Source organism: Frigoribacterium sp. AC512, from assembly GCF_979258295.1.
The window spans coordinates 773,454-787,452 of sequence record NZ_OZ409850.1 but is presented as its reverse complement, the minus strand read 5'-3'; the positions used below and the strand labels follow the sequence as shown (position 1 = coordinate 787,452).

At 71.5% G+C, this 13,999-nt stretch carries 13 protein-coding genes; 2 read left to right on the top strand and 11 right to left on the bottom strand.

The annotated features are described in order from the left end of the window. Nucleotides 1–62: 62 nt before the first annotated feature. Nucleotides 63–362, bottom strand: coding sequence for a DUF559 domain-containing protein (locus ACZZ97_RS03590; RefSeq protein WP_463472301.1), 300 nt, complete (start codon nt 360–362; stop codon nt 63–65). A 690-nt stretch (nt 363–1,052) separates the two neighbouring features. Here ACZZ97_RS03590 and ACZZ97_RS03585 point away from each other — a divergent pair. Next, on the top strand, nt 1,053–1,883 hold the full coding sequence (locus tag ACZZ97_RS03585; protein WP_463472300.1) for a purine-nucleoside phosphorylase: 831 nt from the start codon (nt 1,053–1,055) through the stop codon (nt 1,881–1,883). Then, entirely contained in the window at nt 1,880–3,568 is a 1,689-nt protein-coding gene (locus ACZZ97_RS03580; protein WP_463472299.1) for a phospho-sugar mutase, read from the top strand. The genes ACZZ97_RS03585 and ACZZ97_RS03580 overlap by 4 nt, the downstream gene beginning before the upstream one ends. Nucleotides 3,569–3,670: 102 nt before the next feature. On the opposite strand, the gene ACZZ97_RS03575 is transcribed toward ACZZ97_RS03580, so the two are convergent. The 10 genes from ACZZ97_RS03575 to ACZZ97_RS03530 form a co-directional block, all read right to left on the bottom strand. After that, complete coding sequence (locus ACZZ97_RS03575) at nt 3,671–3,943, bottom strand: PTS sugar transporter subunit IIB (RefSeq protein WP_314100559.1); 273 nt, start codon at nt 3,941–3,943, stop codon at nt 3,671–3,673. Continuing rightward, nucleotides 3,940–4,386, bottom strand: coding sequence for a PTS sugar transporter subunit IIA (locus ACZZ97_RS03570; protein WP_123546559.1), 447 nt, complete (start codon nt 4,384–4,386; stop codon nt 3,940–3,942). Before ACZZ97_RS03570 ends, ACZZ97_RS03575 begins: the two co-directional genes overlap by 4 nt. A 2-nt stretch (nt 4,387–4,388) precedes the next feature. Then, entirely contained in the window at nt 4,389–5,513 is a 1,125-nt protein-coding gene (locus ACZZ97_RS03565) for an adenosine deaminase (RefSeq protein ID WP_314100561.1), read from the bottom strand. Nucleotides 5,514–5,567: 54 nt separating this feature from the next. Beyond that, nucleotides 5,568–6,881, bottom strand: coding sequence for a thymidine phosphorylase (locus ACZZ97_RS03560; protein ID WP_463472298.1), 1,314 nt, complete (start codon nt 6,879–6,881; stop codon nt 5,568–5,570). Nucleotides 6,882–6,895: 14 nt separating this feature from the next. Continuing rightward, the gene (locus ACZZ97_RS03555) at nt 6,896–7,315 is read right to left on the bottom strand and encodes a cytidine deaminase (RefSeq protein ID WP_314100563.1); all 420 of its coding nucleotides are present in this window, start codon (nt 7,313–7,315) and stop codon (nt 6,896–6,898) included. Beyond that, complete coding sequence (locus tag ACZZ97_RS03550; protein ID WP_399539802.1) at nt 7,312–8,601, bottom strand: ABC transporter permease; 1,290 nt, start codon at nt 8,599–8,601, stop codon at nt 7,312–7,314. Before ACZZ97_RS03550 ends, ACZZ97_RS03555 begins: the two co-directional genes overlap by 4 nt. Continuing rightward, on the bottom strand, nt 8,598–9,881 hold the full coding sequence (locus ACZZ97_RS03545) for an ABC transporter permease (RefSeq protein WP_463472297.1): 1,284 nt from the start codon (nt 9,879–9,881) through the stop codon (nt 8,598–8,600). The genes ACZZ97_RS03550 and ACZZ97_RS03545 overlap by 4 nt, the downstream gene beginning before the upstream one ends. Beyond that, the gene (locus ACZZ97_RS03540; protein ID WP_314100564.1) at nt 9,878–11,398 is read right to left on the bottom strand and encodes an ABC transporter ATP-binding protein; all 1,521 of its coding nucleotides are present in this window, start codon (nt 11,396–11,398) and stop codon (nt 9,878–9,880) included. The genes ACZZ97_RS03545 and ACZZ97_RS03540 overlap by 4 nt, the downstream gene beginning before the upstream one ends. Before the next feature lie 140 nt (nt 11,399–11,538). After that, nucleotides 11,539–12,630 carry a BMP family lipoprotein gene (locus ACZZ97_RS03535; RefSeq protein WP_314100565.1) on the bottom strand — a complete coding sequence of 364 codons (1,092 nt, stop codon included), beginning with the start codon at nt 12,628–12,630 and terminating at the stop codon, nt 11,539–11,541. 176 nt (nt 12,631–12,806) lie between these two features. Next, nucleotides 12,807–13,925 carry a mannose-1-phosphate guanylyltransferase gene (locus ACZZ97_RS03530; protein ID WP_314100566.1) on the bottom strand — a complete coding sequence of 373 codons (1,119 nt, stop codon included), beginning with the start codon at nt 13,923–13,925 and terminating at the stop codon, nt 12,807–12,809. Nucleotides 13,926–13,999: the final 74 nt, after the last annotated feature.

Below are 13,999 nucleotides of genomic sequence, written 5' to 3'. Positions count from 1 at the left end.
GCCCCCTTCCCCCTCCTCCTCTTTCATTCAGGAAGATCCGTCCTGATCCTCGCAATGAGGGGTCAGATCGTCCTGAACTGTGCACGGCTCAGGAACTTCGGCTCGTCCTTTCCTGCATCGTGCGCGTCGCGAACGCGGACGACCGTGTCACTGACCTCCCCGAGATCACGTTCGACCTGGTCGGCGCTGAACCGCAGGGTCGTGTAGCCGGCCGATGCGGACTCCGCGTCCTTCCTCCGGTCCCGGTCGAACGCGTCCCGCCGCGAGTGGAAAGCGAAGCCGTCCAGTTCCACCAGCGCGCGGAGCGCCTGACCACGACGACCTCGCAGGCGCATGTCGCTCGGCCCGACCGACGTCACCACGACCTGTTGCTCGACCTCCACACCTCTCACAGCGAGGGCCTGCCGCACGATCGACTCGACTCCCGAGTCCGACCCCGGACGGCACCTCCGGAGCACGGCACGCGCTCGAGGACCGTGGCCCTCCAGACCTGCCGTGAGGTCGTCGAGACCGACGAGAGAGGCCTGCAGGGCCGTGTCGACGCACGCGACCGCCGTCATCTCGTCGCACCACGCGACCATCTGGCGGAGGCAGACGACGACCGGCGACAGCCAGCACGGCTCGCCCAGGTCGAGGGGCTCGGTGTCGGTCCAGTGGACCACCACCGAGTCGTCGGCCGACCTGGGCGCTCCTCCTCCCCCCGGTGCTGCCCGGCGCGCGTCCCTGAGGCGCGACGCGTGGCGGGGGACGGAGACGTGCAGTCGACGGTCGTACCCCGCCCAGAGCCCGTGCACGGAAGCGGCGGACGGACCCGCGAGGCGCCCGCCGAGACGAACGGCGGCGACTGCGTCCGTGGCTGCGTCGAGCCTCGCGTAGTGACCATGCCGGGCCCGCTGGACGCACAGCATGCAGGACCTGACGGTCCCGACTTCCTGAACAGTGCACGAGTCAGGAACACGGCTCCCCCCACCGCACGGCTCAGGCAGAGACTTCCTGAACGAGGAGGGGGAGGCAAAGGGGCGAGCCGGGGCGCGGGAACTAGGGTGGACGGCATGTCCGAGACACCCACGCACCCCCTCGACGGTGCCGCCGACCCCTTCGAGGTCGCCCGCACCGCCGCCGCCCAGATCGCCGAGGCGACCGGCGTAGCCCACCACGACGTCGCCCTCACCCTGGGCAGCGGCTGGGCCAAGGCCGCCGACCTGATCGGCGAGACCACCGCTGAGATCCCGGCGACCGAGATCACGGGCTTCAGCGCCTCGGCGGTCGTCGGCCACACGGGCTCGATCCGCAGCATCGCGCTGCCGAGCGGGAAGAACGCCCTCGTCATCGGCGCCCGCAAGCACTACTACGAGGGCCACGGCGTCCGCCGCGTCGTGCACAGCGTCCGGACCGCCGCCGCCACGGGCGCCCGGACGATGATCCTCACGAACGGCGCCGGCGGCATCAAGGAGACGTGGACGCCCGGCAGTCCCGTCCTGATCAGCGACCACATCAACCTCACGGCGGACAGCCCCCTCGAGGGCGCCACCTTCATCGACCTCACCGACCTCTACTCGGCGCGTCTGCGCGAGCTCGCCAAGGGCATCGACCCGACCCTCGACGAGGGCGTCTACACGCAGTTCCGCGGGCCGCACTACGAGACGCCCGCCGAGGTCCAGATGGCGAAGGCCATGGGCGGCCACATCGTGGGCATGTCCACCGCTCTCGAGGCCATCGCCGCCCGCGAGGCCGGCATGGAGGTGCTCGGCATGTCGCTCATCACGAACCTCGCCGCCGGCATCCAGAAGACGCCGCTGAGCCACCAGGAGGTGCTCCAGGCAGGCAAGGACGCCGAGGCCGCCATCAGCCAGCTGTTGGCTCGCATCGTGGCGGCCCTGTGACCGACCACGCGGCACGGGTCGACGAGGTCGCCCTGGTCGCCGCCGCCCGCTCGTGGCGTGACCAGGACCCGGACGCCGAGACGCGCGACGAGCTCGACGCCGTACTCGCGGCGGTCGAGGCCGGCGACGCCGCCGCCCTGGCCGACCTGCGCGACCGCTTCGACTCGCGCCTCGCCTTCGGCACCGCCGGGCTCCGTGGTGCTCTCGGAGCCGGCTCGGCACGGATGAACCGCGTGCTCGTCGCGCAGGCCGCGGCCGGGTTCGCGGCGTTCCTCACCGGTCGCGAGAGCGCCCCCTCGATCGTGATCGGCTACGACGGGCGCAAGAACAGCGCGGTCTTCGCCCGGGACACGGCCGAGATCATGGCTGCGGCCGGCGTCCGCACGACGATCCTCCCCCGCGCCCTGCCCACGCCCGTGCTGGCCTTCGCGGTCCGCCACCTCGACGTCAGCGCCGGCGTCATGGTGACGGCGAGCCACAACCCCGCACGGGACAACGGCTACAAGGTGTACCTGGGCGGGGTCGACGCGGGGTCGCAGATCGTCGCGCCGATCGATGCCGAGATCGCGGCCCACATCGACGACGCGGCCACCCGCCCCGTGAGCGAGCTGCCCCGGTCGGACGACTGGACCGAGGCCGGCGACGACCTCGTGGGCGAGTACGTCCGCCGCACGGCGGCGCTCGCCGGCACCGCCGCCTCCGGCACGCAGCCCCGCGTCGTCTACACGGCGATGCACGGCGTCGGGTGGGAGGTCGCCCGTCGGGTCTTCGCCCAGGCGGGCTTCGTCGAGCCGATCCCCGTCGCCGAGCAGTCCGCGCCCGACCCCGACTTCCCGACCGTGGCGTTCCCCAACCCCGAGGAGCCGGGCGCACTCGACCTCGCCTTCGCCACCGCCGACCGCGTCGAGGCCGACCTGGTGATCGCCAACGACCCCGACGCCGACCGGCTCGCCGTCGCCGTGCCGACGGCCGACGGCTGGCGCCGTCTCTCGGGCAACGAGGTCGGTGCGCTGCTCGGCTGGCGCGCCGCAGAGCGCGCCCGGCGGGACGACGTCGACGGCACCCTCGCCGCGAGCATCGTCTCGTCGCCGGCCCTCCGTGAGGTCGCACGCCGCTACGACCTGGACTACGTCGACACCCTCACCGGCTTCAAGTGGGTCTCCCGCGTGGGCGGGCTGCTGTACGGCTACGAGGAGGCCCTCGGCTACCTCGTCGACCCCGAGAAGGTCCGCGACAAGGACGGCATCTCCGCCGCCGTCGACTTCCTCGCGCTGGCGGCCGAGCTCAGCGCCGCCGGTTCGACCGTCGCGGAGCACCTCGTCGCCTTCGACGAGCGCTTCGGCGCGTACGCCTCCTCGCAGATCTCGCTGCGGGTCGACGACCTCGCCGAGATCGGGCGGCTGACGAGCCGACTGCGGGAGGCGCCTCCCGCGACCGTGGGCACGCACCGCGTCGACCGTGTCGACGACTTCCGCGACGGCTTCGGCGGGTTCCCCGCCGGCGACGTGCTGCGCTACTGGTTCACCGACGGGTCACGGGTCATCGTGCGCCCCAGCGGCACCGAGCCCAAGCTGAAGGTCTACATCGACGCCTCCAGCACCGAGGGCGACGCTCGCGACCGCCGCGTCGCCGCCGAGGCGGCCGTCGCCGACCTCGACGCGGGGATGCGCGAGCTGCTGAGCTAGCCGAGGCTGCGAGCCGACAGGCTCGTCGAGCGCAGGAGGGGCCAGGTCGCACGTCGTGCGTCCTGGCCCCTCCTCGTCGTGTGCCCGGGTGGGCACCCTCGCTCAGCCGAGCGAGCGCTGCAGCTTCTCGGTGAGCTCCGCCTGGTCGAAGTGGTTCTGGATGACGATGACGTCCGCGAAGGTCGCCCCGATCGCCTCGACGAACTCCTGCGACGTGAGGATCACCTGCGCGTCGTCCGCGACGGCGCCGATGGAGGCGACGTCGGCCGCGACCACGTCGGCCTCGATGTCGAGCCGCGCCAGGACGCGCTCCGCGTTGACCTTGAGGATCCCGCTGCTGCCGATGCCGGCACCGCAGATGGTCACGATCTTCACGCTGTCATCCCCATCAGCCGACGGACCTCGTCGGCGCTCGTGGCGGCCGCCAGCGCCGGGATCACCGTGGAGTCGTTGAAGACGTTCGCCAGGTCGGCGATGGACTCGAGGTGGCCGCCCACGGACTCCACCGCGAGGCCGAGGACGACGCTCACGGGGTCGTTGTGCGGGTGGCCGAAGGGCACCGGCTCGGCGAGGGTCACCACCGCGAGGCCGTCCTGCAGGACGCTCTCGTCGGGGCGGGCGTGCGCCAGCACGAGACCGGGCGCGATGACGACGTACGGGCCGTGCTCCTCGATCATGCGGACCATCTCGTCGCCGTAGCCGTCGCGCGTCGAGCCAGAGGCGACCAGCGCGTCGCCCGCCCGCAGGACGGCGGCACGCCAGTCGGGGGCGTCGGCCGCGATGACGACGGCCGAGTCCGGCAGGGACGGGAGCGCCACGGTCAGACCTCCCCGAAGCCCGCCGTGATGCGGTCGGCCAGCGCCTCGCGGTCCTCGAGGGGCAGGAAGCTCGACGCCGCGGCGTTGAGCTGGAACGTCTCCAGGTCGGACAGGCCGTAGTCGAACGCCTGGGCGAGCAGCGCGAGCTCTTTCGTCAGGCTGGTGTCGCTCATCAGGCGGTTGTCGGTGTTGACCGTGACACAGTAGCCGAGCTGGTAGAGCAGGTCGAAGGGGTGGTCGTCGAGGTCGCGGCCCCAGGCGGCGATGGCACCGGTCTGGAGGTTCGACTGCGGCGAGAGCTCGAGGGCGATCTCGCGGTCGCGGACCCACGCGGCGATCGGGCCGAGCTCGACCGTCGTCTGCTCGCCCGCCGACCCGACGACCCGGATGTCCTCGGCGAGGCGGACGCCGTGCCCGAGGCGGAGGGCGCGCCCGTCGAGGAGGGCGCTGCGGATGCTCTCGAGGCCGTCGGCCTCGCCCGCGTGGACGGTGACGGGCATGAACTCGCGCGCCAGCAGGTCGAAGGCCGGTCGCTGGTTCGACGCGGGGAAGCCCGCCTCGGCACCGGCGATGTCGAAGCCGATCACGCCGGCCTCGCGGTGCTTGATCGCGAGCTGTGCGATCTCGAGGCCGCGGTCGGCGTGCCGCATGGCCGTGACCAGCTGGCCGATCGAGATGACGTGGCCCTCGCCGTCGAGCTGGTCGATCGCCTCCTCGATGCCGCGCTGGACCGCCTCGACGGTCTGGTCGAGGCTCAGCCCGCCCTGCAGGTGCTGCTCGGGGGCCCAGCGGACCTCGCCGTGCACCACGCCGTCGGCGGCCAGGTCGAGCACGAACTCGCGGGCGACGCGTTCGAGGCCTGCCTCGGTCTGCATGACCGCGGTCGTGACGTCGAAGGTCTTCAGGTAGTCGGGCAGGTTGCCGGAGTCGGCGCTGTCGACGAACCAGCGCCCCAGCTCGTCGGCCCCGCCCGTGACGGGCAGCTCGTAGCCGATCTCGTCGGCCAGCTCGACGATGGTCTGGGGCCGCAGCCCACCGTCGAGGTGGTCGTGCAACGACACCTTCGGCAGGGGGGCGATGCGGGGTCCGCCGTCAGGCAGGCGGTAGTCCTTGTCCGGTGCGCTCATGGGACAAGGCTACCGCCGCCGACCGTCACGCCGCTGGGGGTCGCCGACTGCGGGTCAGGAGACGCGACCGGCGACCAGCGGGCCGCGCTCGACGCGCTCGTCGCCGATCGTCCACGCGCCCCCGACGGCCTCGAGGGCGCGCTCGAACCGCGCGGGCTCGTCGGCGTGCAGGGTGAAGAGCGGCTGGCCCTCGACGACGGCGTCGCCGAGCTTGGCGTGCAGCTCGATGCCGGCGGCGGCCTGGACCGGGTCCTGCTTGCGGGCACGACCGGCGCCGAGGCGCCAGGCACCGATGCCGAAGGGCAGCGCCTGCTGGTCGGTGACGAACCCGCTGCGCGCCGCGGTGACGACGTGCGTCTCACGGGCGGTGGGCAGCGCCGCGTCGGGATCGCCGCCCTGGGCACGGATCATGGTCCTCCAGGCGTCCATCGCTCGGCCGTCGTCGAGGGCGGCCTCGACGTCGGCGTCGGGCTGACCCGCCAGCGTGAGCATCTCGCGGGCGAGCGCGACCGTGAGCTCCCGGATGTCGGACGGACCGCCTCCGGCGAGGGTCTCGACCGACTCGCGCACCTCGAGCGCGTTGCCGATCGTGAGGCCGAGGGGGACGTTCATGTCGGTGAGCAGGGCGGTCGTCGCGACGCCCGCGTCCTTGCCCAGGTCGACCATGGTCTGCGCCAGCAGGCGCGACTGCTCGATGTCCTGGATGAAGGCGCCCGAGCCGAACTTGACGTCGAGCACGAGCGCGGCCGTGCCCTCCGCGATCTTCTTGCTCATGATCGACGACGCGATCAGCGGGATCGCCTCGACCGTCCCGGTGATGTCGCGGAGCGCGTAGAGCTTGCCGTCGGCGGGGGCGAGGCCCGAGCCGGCGGCGCAGACGACCGCACCCGAGTCGGCCATGATCTCGCGCATGCGCTCGTTCGAGATCGACGCCTGCCAGCCGGGGATCGACTCGAGCTTGTCGAGCGTGCCGCCCGTGTGCCCGAGGCCGCGGCCCGAGAGCTGCGGGACGGCGACCCCGAAGGACGCGACCAAGGGCGCCAGGGGAAGGGTGATCTTGTCGCCCACTCCCCCGGTCGAGTGCTTGTCGACCGTCGTCTTGCCGAGGCCCGTGAAGTCCATCGTCTCGCCGCTGCGGATCATCGCCAGCGTCATGTCGCGGATCTCGCGGCGCTCCATGCCGTTGAGGAAGATCGCCATGGTGAGCGCGGCCATCTGCTCGTCAGCGACGTAGCCGCGCGTGTACGCGTCGATCAGCCAGTCGATCTGGGGGGTCTCGAGGGCGTCGCCGCGACGCTTCACGCGGATGAGGTCGACGGTGTCGAAGGGCTCGACGGCGGCCGAGGAGGCGGTGGTGAGGCTGGTCATGGTGGTGCTCCTAGCTACGACTGCGAGTCGCGGTACTGCTCGAGTTGACGGGGCCCGAAGGCGTCCGGGATCACCTCGTCGATGGTCTTGAGGCCGGAGACGGTGTCGAGCACCATCGTCTCGTGGGAGTGCTCGTAGAGCAGCTGGCGGCACCGGCCGCAGGGCATCAGCACGCCCCCGTTGCCGTCGACGCAGGCGAAGGCGACGAGCTGGCCGCCGCCTCCCATGACGAGGTCGGTGACGAGCGAGCACTCGGCACACAGGGTGATGCCGTACGAGGCGTTCTCGATGTTGCAGCCGGTGACGAGACGGCCGTCGGCGGTCAGCGCGGCGGCCCCCACCGGGAACCCCGAGTACGGCACGTACGCCTTGGTCATCGCCTCCCGGGCGGCCTGACGGAGCGCCTCCCAGTCGGTCGTCTCGGCGACGCTCACGACTTGACGTAGGGCTTGCCGGACGCGGCCGGGCCCCGGGACTGGCCGACGAGGCCGGCGACGGCGAAGATCGTGACGACGTACGGCAGCATGAGCATGAACTCGCTCGGCACCGGCGACCCGATCGCCCCGAGCACGTTCTGCAGGTTCGAGGCGAAGCCGAAGAGGAGCGCCGCGAGCGTGGCCCTGATCGGGTCCCAGCGGCCGAAGATGACCGCCGCGAGGGCGATGAAGCCGGCCCCGGCCGTCATCTCCTTCTGGAAGTTGCCGAGCGAGCCGAGGGTGAAGTAAGCGCCGCCGAGACCGGCGATCGCGCCCGCGAGCGAGACGTTCCAGAAGCGGGTCGCGTTGACCTTGATGCCCACGGTGTCGGCGGCCTGCGGGTGCTCGCCGACCGCGCGGAGGCGCAGCCCCCAGCGGGTGCGGAAGAGCCCGTAGAAGACCACGGCGATCGCGACGTACATGAGGTACACGATGATCGTCTGGCGGAAGAACACCGGCCCGACGATCGGGATCTGGCTGAGCCCCGGGATCGGCAGCTGCGGGAACCGGACGCCCTGGTTGAGGGCGTCCGACTTCGTGAGGACCTGCGAGTACAGGAAGCTCGTCAGGCCCGTGACGAGCACGTTGAGCACGACGCCCACGATCACCTGGTCGACGATGTAGCGGATGCTGAAGACGGCCAGGACCATCGACACGAGCACGCCGGCCACCATCGCGGAGGCGAGGCCCACGTAGGCAGACCCCGTCGCCGACGCGACGACGGCCGAGACGAAGGCGCCGGCGAGCAGCTGCCCCTCGATGGCGACGTTCACGACGCCGACCCGCTCGCTGATGACGCCGCCCAGGGCGCCGAAGATCAGCGGCGTGCTCAGGGCGAGCGCGCCCAGGAGGAGGCCGGGCACGGGGATCCGGGCCCCGGCGCTGGTCCAGGTGAGGAAGGCGACGAGGAAGACGACCCCGAAGGCCGCGACGAGCCAGATCGGGACGCGCTTGGCCTGGAGGGCCAGGACGGTCGCGACGCCGGTGACGACGGCGAGCAGCACCGTCAGCACCGTCCCCGTCGCTGCCGAGGGCAGGACGGCGTCCGGCAGCTGGACGAAGTCCGTCGCGGTCGCGAGGCGGAAGGTGCTGTCGCCGTCGCGGGAGAAGCCGACGAAGAGCACGGCGGCGATCACCGTGAAGACGCCGAAGGCGATCGGGGCCTTCAGGCTCCGCGTCGCCACGGTCGAGAGCTCGGGCGACGGCGCGGCGGGCACCGCGGTGTCGGGGCTGAGGGTGCTCATTTGGTCACCACCGCCTCCTTGGTCGAGGCCTTGCGCACCGGACGGGCTCCGGGGGCGGGCAGGCGGAAGATGCTGCGGACGAGCGGCGGCGCCGCCACGAACAGGACGATGAGGGACTGGACGACGAGGACGATGTCGATCGGCACGCCGTCGGCCGCCTGCATCGAGTAGCCGCCGGCCTTCAGGGCGCCGAACAGGATGCCGGCGCCGAAGACGCCCCAGGGTCGCGACCGGCCGAGCAGGGCGACGGTGATGGCGTCGAACCCGATGCCGGCGTCGATGCCCGAGCTGAACCCGGTCGTGAGGGTGCCCAGGACCTGGGTCGACCCCGCCACGCCCGCGAGCGCACCGGAGATGAGCATCGCGTACAGGTAGATGTTCTTGACGTTCATGCCGGCGGTGCGGGCCGCGTGGGGGTTCTCGCCCACCGCGCGGAACCGGAAGCCGAGGGTCGACCGGTTGATCAGCCACCAGACGACCGCGGTGATGGCGACGACGATGACGAAGCCGAGGTTGAGGTTGTACCGCGAGCCGAAGAGGTCGGGCAGGATCGCCGACGGCAGCGTCGCGGGCGCCTTCGGGTTCGGGCTGCCGGGCGCCTGGAGCAGGCCCGGGGTGCGCAGCATGTAGGCGATCAGGTAGAAGGCCACGTAGTTGAGCATGATCGTGAGGATGACCTCGTGTGCGCCGGTGCGGGCCTTGAGCAGGCCCACGATGCCGCCCCAGACGGCACCGCCGGCGATGCCCGCGAGCAGGGCGAGCGGGAGGTGCACCCAGATCGGCAGGTCGAACGAGAAGCCGACCCAGCCTGCGGCTGCGGCCGCGATGAGGATCTGGCCCCGTGCACCGATGTTGAACAGGCCCACCCGGAACGCGAGGGCCACGCCCAGCCCGGCCGCGATGAGCGGGACCGAGTAGTTGAGCGTCTCGGTGAGGGGCCGGATGCCGGCCGCGAAGCCGTCGACGCGGAAGTTGTAGACCGCCCCCTGGAACAGGGACGAGTAGGCGGAGCTGACGGTCGTCCAGAAGGCCTGGAAGAAGTCCGCCGGCCGGCTGAAGAAGTAGCCCGTGGTCGCCTGGACGGCGGGGGTCGTGAAGGCGATGAGCACGCCGGAGATGACGAGCGCGAGCACGACGGCGAGGACCGAGATGGCCGCGTTGCCCGTCGTGATCTCGCGCAGGAGGCGCGAGCCCCTGTCGTCCTGCTTCTCCGGTGCTCCGGGCACCGGGGGCGCGGGCCGCTCCGGGGCGGGGGTGGTCGAGGGGGTGGCGTCGGTCACGCTGCCTGCTCCGTTCCGTGCGGCATCTCGCCGGCCATCATGAGACCCAGGACGTCTCTCGGGGTGTCGGCGGGGACGATGCCGATGATCGTGCCGCGGTACATGACCGCGATGCGGTCGGCGAGGGCGACGACCTCGTCCAGCTCGGTAGAGACGACGATGACGGGCACACCGGAGTCGCGCGTGGCGACGATGCGCTTGTGGACGAACTCGATCGAGCCGACGTCGATGCCCCGGGTGGGCTGGGCGGCGACGAAGAGGCGGAGGTCACGGCTGAGCTCGCGGGCGAGCACGACCTTCTGCTGGTTGCCGCCGGAGAGGCGACCGGCCGGCGTCGTGATGCCCTGGGTGCGGATGTCGAACTCCTTGACCTTCTCGACGGCGAACCGGGCGAGCTCGGCGAGCCGGAGGGAGCCCCGACGGACGAAGGGCCCGGACTGCGAGCGGTCGAGCATGAGGTTCTCCGCGACGGTGAAGGCCCCGACCAGGCCGTCCTCGTTGCGGTCCTCGGGCACGAAGCCGACACCGGCGTCGAGGACGCGGCGCACGCTGTGCCCGGTGATGTCGGCGCCGTCGAGGTGCACTCGTCCCTCCACCCGGCTCTGCAGTCCGAGGATCGCCTCGGTGAGCTCGGTCTGGCCGTTGCCCTGGACGCCCGCGATGGCGAGGACCTCGCCGCGGCGGACCTCGAAGGAGACGTCGTCGACGACGACCTGCCCGATCGCGTCCACGACCCTCAGGTTCTCGACGACGAGCGCGGGCTCGCCGGGCTCGGCGGGCGACTTCTGCACGGTGAGCTCGACGGCTCGGCCCACCATGAGCGAGGCGAGCTCGGCGTTGGTGGCCGTGGGCTCGGCCTCGCCGACGACCTTGCCGAGCCGGATGACCGTGATGCGGCTGGCGACCTCGCGCACCTCGCGCAGCTTGTGCGTGATGAAGACGATGCCCGTGCCGGCGTCGCGGAGCTGGCGCATGATGCCCATCAGCTCGTCGGTCTCCTGCGGGGTGAGCACGGCTGTGGGCTCGTCGAAGACGAGGACCTCGGCGTCGCGCGACAGGGCCTTGATGATCTCGACGCGCTGCTGGACCCCGACCGGCAGCTCCTCCACGAGGGCGTCGGGGTCGATGTCGAACCCGAAGCGGCCGGAGATCTCGCGCACCTTCGCACGGGCGGCGGCGAGGTCGAGGAGGCCGCCCGCCTTCGTCTCCTCGTGGCCGAGCATGACGTTCTCGGCGACGGTGAAGACCGGCACGAGCATGAAGTGCTGGTGCACCATGCCGATGCCGGCCGCCATGGCGTCGCCCGGGCCGGAGAAGTGCTGGACGACGTCGTCGAGCAGGATCTCGCCCTCCTCTGCCTGGTACAGGCCGTACAGGACGTTCATGAGCGTGGACTTGCCGGCGCCGTTCTCGCCCAGCAGGCAGTGGATCTCACCAGGCTCGACGGTGAGGCTGATGTGGTCGTTGGCGGTCAGTGCGCCGAATCGCTTCGTGATGCCCTTGAGCTCGAGCTTCATCGTTGATCTACCTCGGGTGTAGGCGTGGGAAGGGCCCAGGACGAACGGTCGAGACCGTCCGCCCCGGGCCCTCGGTCAGTTGATGCTAATCGATGCCTGACGCTGGGTGGTGCGAGTGCTGGTGCTGACGGGGCAGCGACTCAGCTCTTCGGTGCGGAGGGCGACTCGACCTCGATCGAGCCGTCGATGATGCCCGCCTTGATGTCGTCCAGCTCGCCCTGCAGGCTGCTGTCGACCTTGCTCTCGAAGTCGTGGAACGGCGCGATGCCGACGCCGTCGTTCTCGAGGGTGCCCACGTAGGGCTCGTTGGTGAAGTCGCCGTCGGCGGCGCTGGTCACGACGTCGTTCGTGGCCTGCTTGATGCCCTTCAGGACGGAGGTGAGGAAGAGGTCCGCGTTGGCCGAGTCGGTCTCGTAGGTGTCGGAGTCGACGCCGATCATGGCGATGTCCTTGCCCGAGTCGCGGATGGCCTCGGCGGCGCTCTGGTAGATCGGACCGCCCACGGCCATGATGACGTCGGCGTCCTGGTCGATCAGCGTCTGCGCGCTGGCCTTGGCCTGCGTGCCGGCCTCGAAGCCGCCCGTGAACGTGCCGCCGGACTGCGCGGCGACGTCCCAGCCGCCCGCGACCTGGACGTCGGCGTCCTTCTGCTCGTTGTAGTACTCGACGCCGTCCTGGAAGCCGTCCATGAAGATGGTCACGGTCGGGATCTGCAGGCCGCCCATGGTGCCCACGGTGCCGGTCGTCGAGTAGCTCGCGGCGACGTAGCCGGCGAGGAACGCGGCCTCCGACGTGTTGAAGGTGATCGGGCGCACGTTGTCGGCGTCGTTCGAGCTGTCGTCGATCGTCGCGAAGTCGACGTCGGGGTTCGCCTCGGCGGCGACGCCGGTGGCGTCGGCGAGCAGGAAGCCGACCGTGACGATCAGGTTGCAGCCGTTCGCGACGAGGCTGTCGATGTTCGAGTTGTAGACGGTCTCGTCGGCCGACTCGACGGTCTGGGGCGTGGCGCCGAGGGACTCGGCAGCCTCGGTGAGGCCCTCGTAGCCGAGCTGGTTGAACGACTTGTCGTCGAACCCGCCCGCGTCGGAGACCATGCAGGGCACGAAGTCGCTGGACGCCGATCCGCCGGAGGCGTCGTCGCCCTCGGGTGCCGACGCACAGCCGGCCAGGATGGCGACGGTGCTCGCCAGGGCGAGGCCGCTGTAGGCGGCCCTGCGCGCAGTTGTAGTCAAGGTGTCCTCCAAGGTGCAGCCCGACAGGGGAAGCCGGGCACGTATGGCGACAGGTTACCTACTGTGACGAGCGGGCCGGACCGCGGAGGCGGACCGATGCGGAGGCGTTACACGAACGCGACCACCTCGTAACGGCGCCGTAACAACGGGGACCGCCGGGGCGGCCCCCGGACCCGTCAGAGGACGTCGCTGCGGCCGCTGAGCTTGAGGGCGTCGACGACGCTCTTGACCCGCTGGGCGTTCGCCGTCGTCGTGACCAGCAGGGCGTCCGGGGTGTCGACCACGATGATGTCGTTCACGCCGATCAGCGAGATGAGCCGGCCGCTGTGCCCCACGACGATGCCGCTCGAGGCGTCGGACAGCACGCGGGCGTTCTCGCCGAGGATGGCGAGGTCGCTCTTGCGACCGCCCGAGTGCAGCTTGGCGATCGACGCGAAGTCGCCGACGTCGTCCCAGTCGAAGTCGCCGGGCACGACGGCGAGGCGACCCGCCGCAGCCGCGGGCTCGGCGACCGTGTAGTCGATCGCGATCTTCTCGAGGCCCGGCCAGACGGCGTCGACCACGGCGCCGCGCCTCGACGTGTCCCACGCCTCGGCCAGCTCCTCCAGGCCCGCGAGCAGCTCGGGCCGCGTCTCGCCGAGCTGGTCCAGGAGGCGGTCGGCACGGGAGATGAACATGCCCCCGTTCCAGAGGTGGTCACCCCCGGCGACGTAGCCCTCGGCGGTGGGGAGGTCGGGCTTCTCGACGAACGACTCGACCCTGCGGGCGCTCGGGGCTCCCTCGACGTCGAGCGCCTCCCCCACGTGGATGTAGCCGAAGCCGATCGCGGGCTCGGTCGGGGTGATGCCGATGGTCGCGATCCAGCCCGCGTCGGCGAGGGCGATGGCCTCGCGCACGGCGCGTCCGAAGCCGCGGACGTCGGCGATCACGTGGTCGGCCGCGAACGAGCCGACGATGACGTCCGGTTCGCGCCGACGCAGGATGGCCGCGGCGAGGCCGATGGCGGCCGTCGAGTCCTTCGGCTCGCTCTCGAGGACGACGTTGTGGTCGGCGAGGGCAGGGAGCTGCGCCTCGACCGCGGCTCGGTGGGCGCGGCCGGTGACGACCATGATGCGCTGCTCGCCGGCGAGGGGCGCGAGGCGGTCCCACGTGCCGCGGAGCAGGGTCGACCCGCTGCCGGTGAGGTCGTGCAGGAACTTCGGCGCGTCCGCGCGGCTGAGCGGCCACAGGCGGGAGCCGATGCCCCCGGCGGGGATGATGCTGTAGAAGCGGTCGGCGGCGTCCTGGGGGGTCATGTCGGCCACCTTAGCGATGCCGCGCTGCGAGCCACGGGGCACCCGTTCACCGCCCCGACACCCGCCCGTCACGG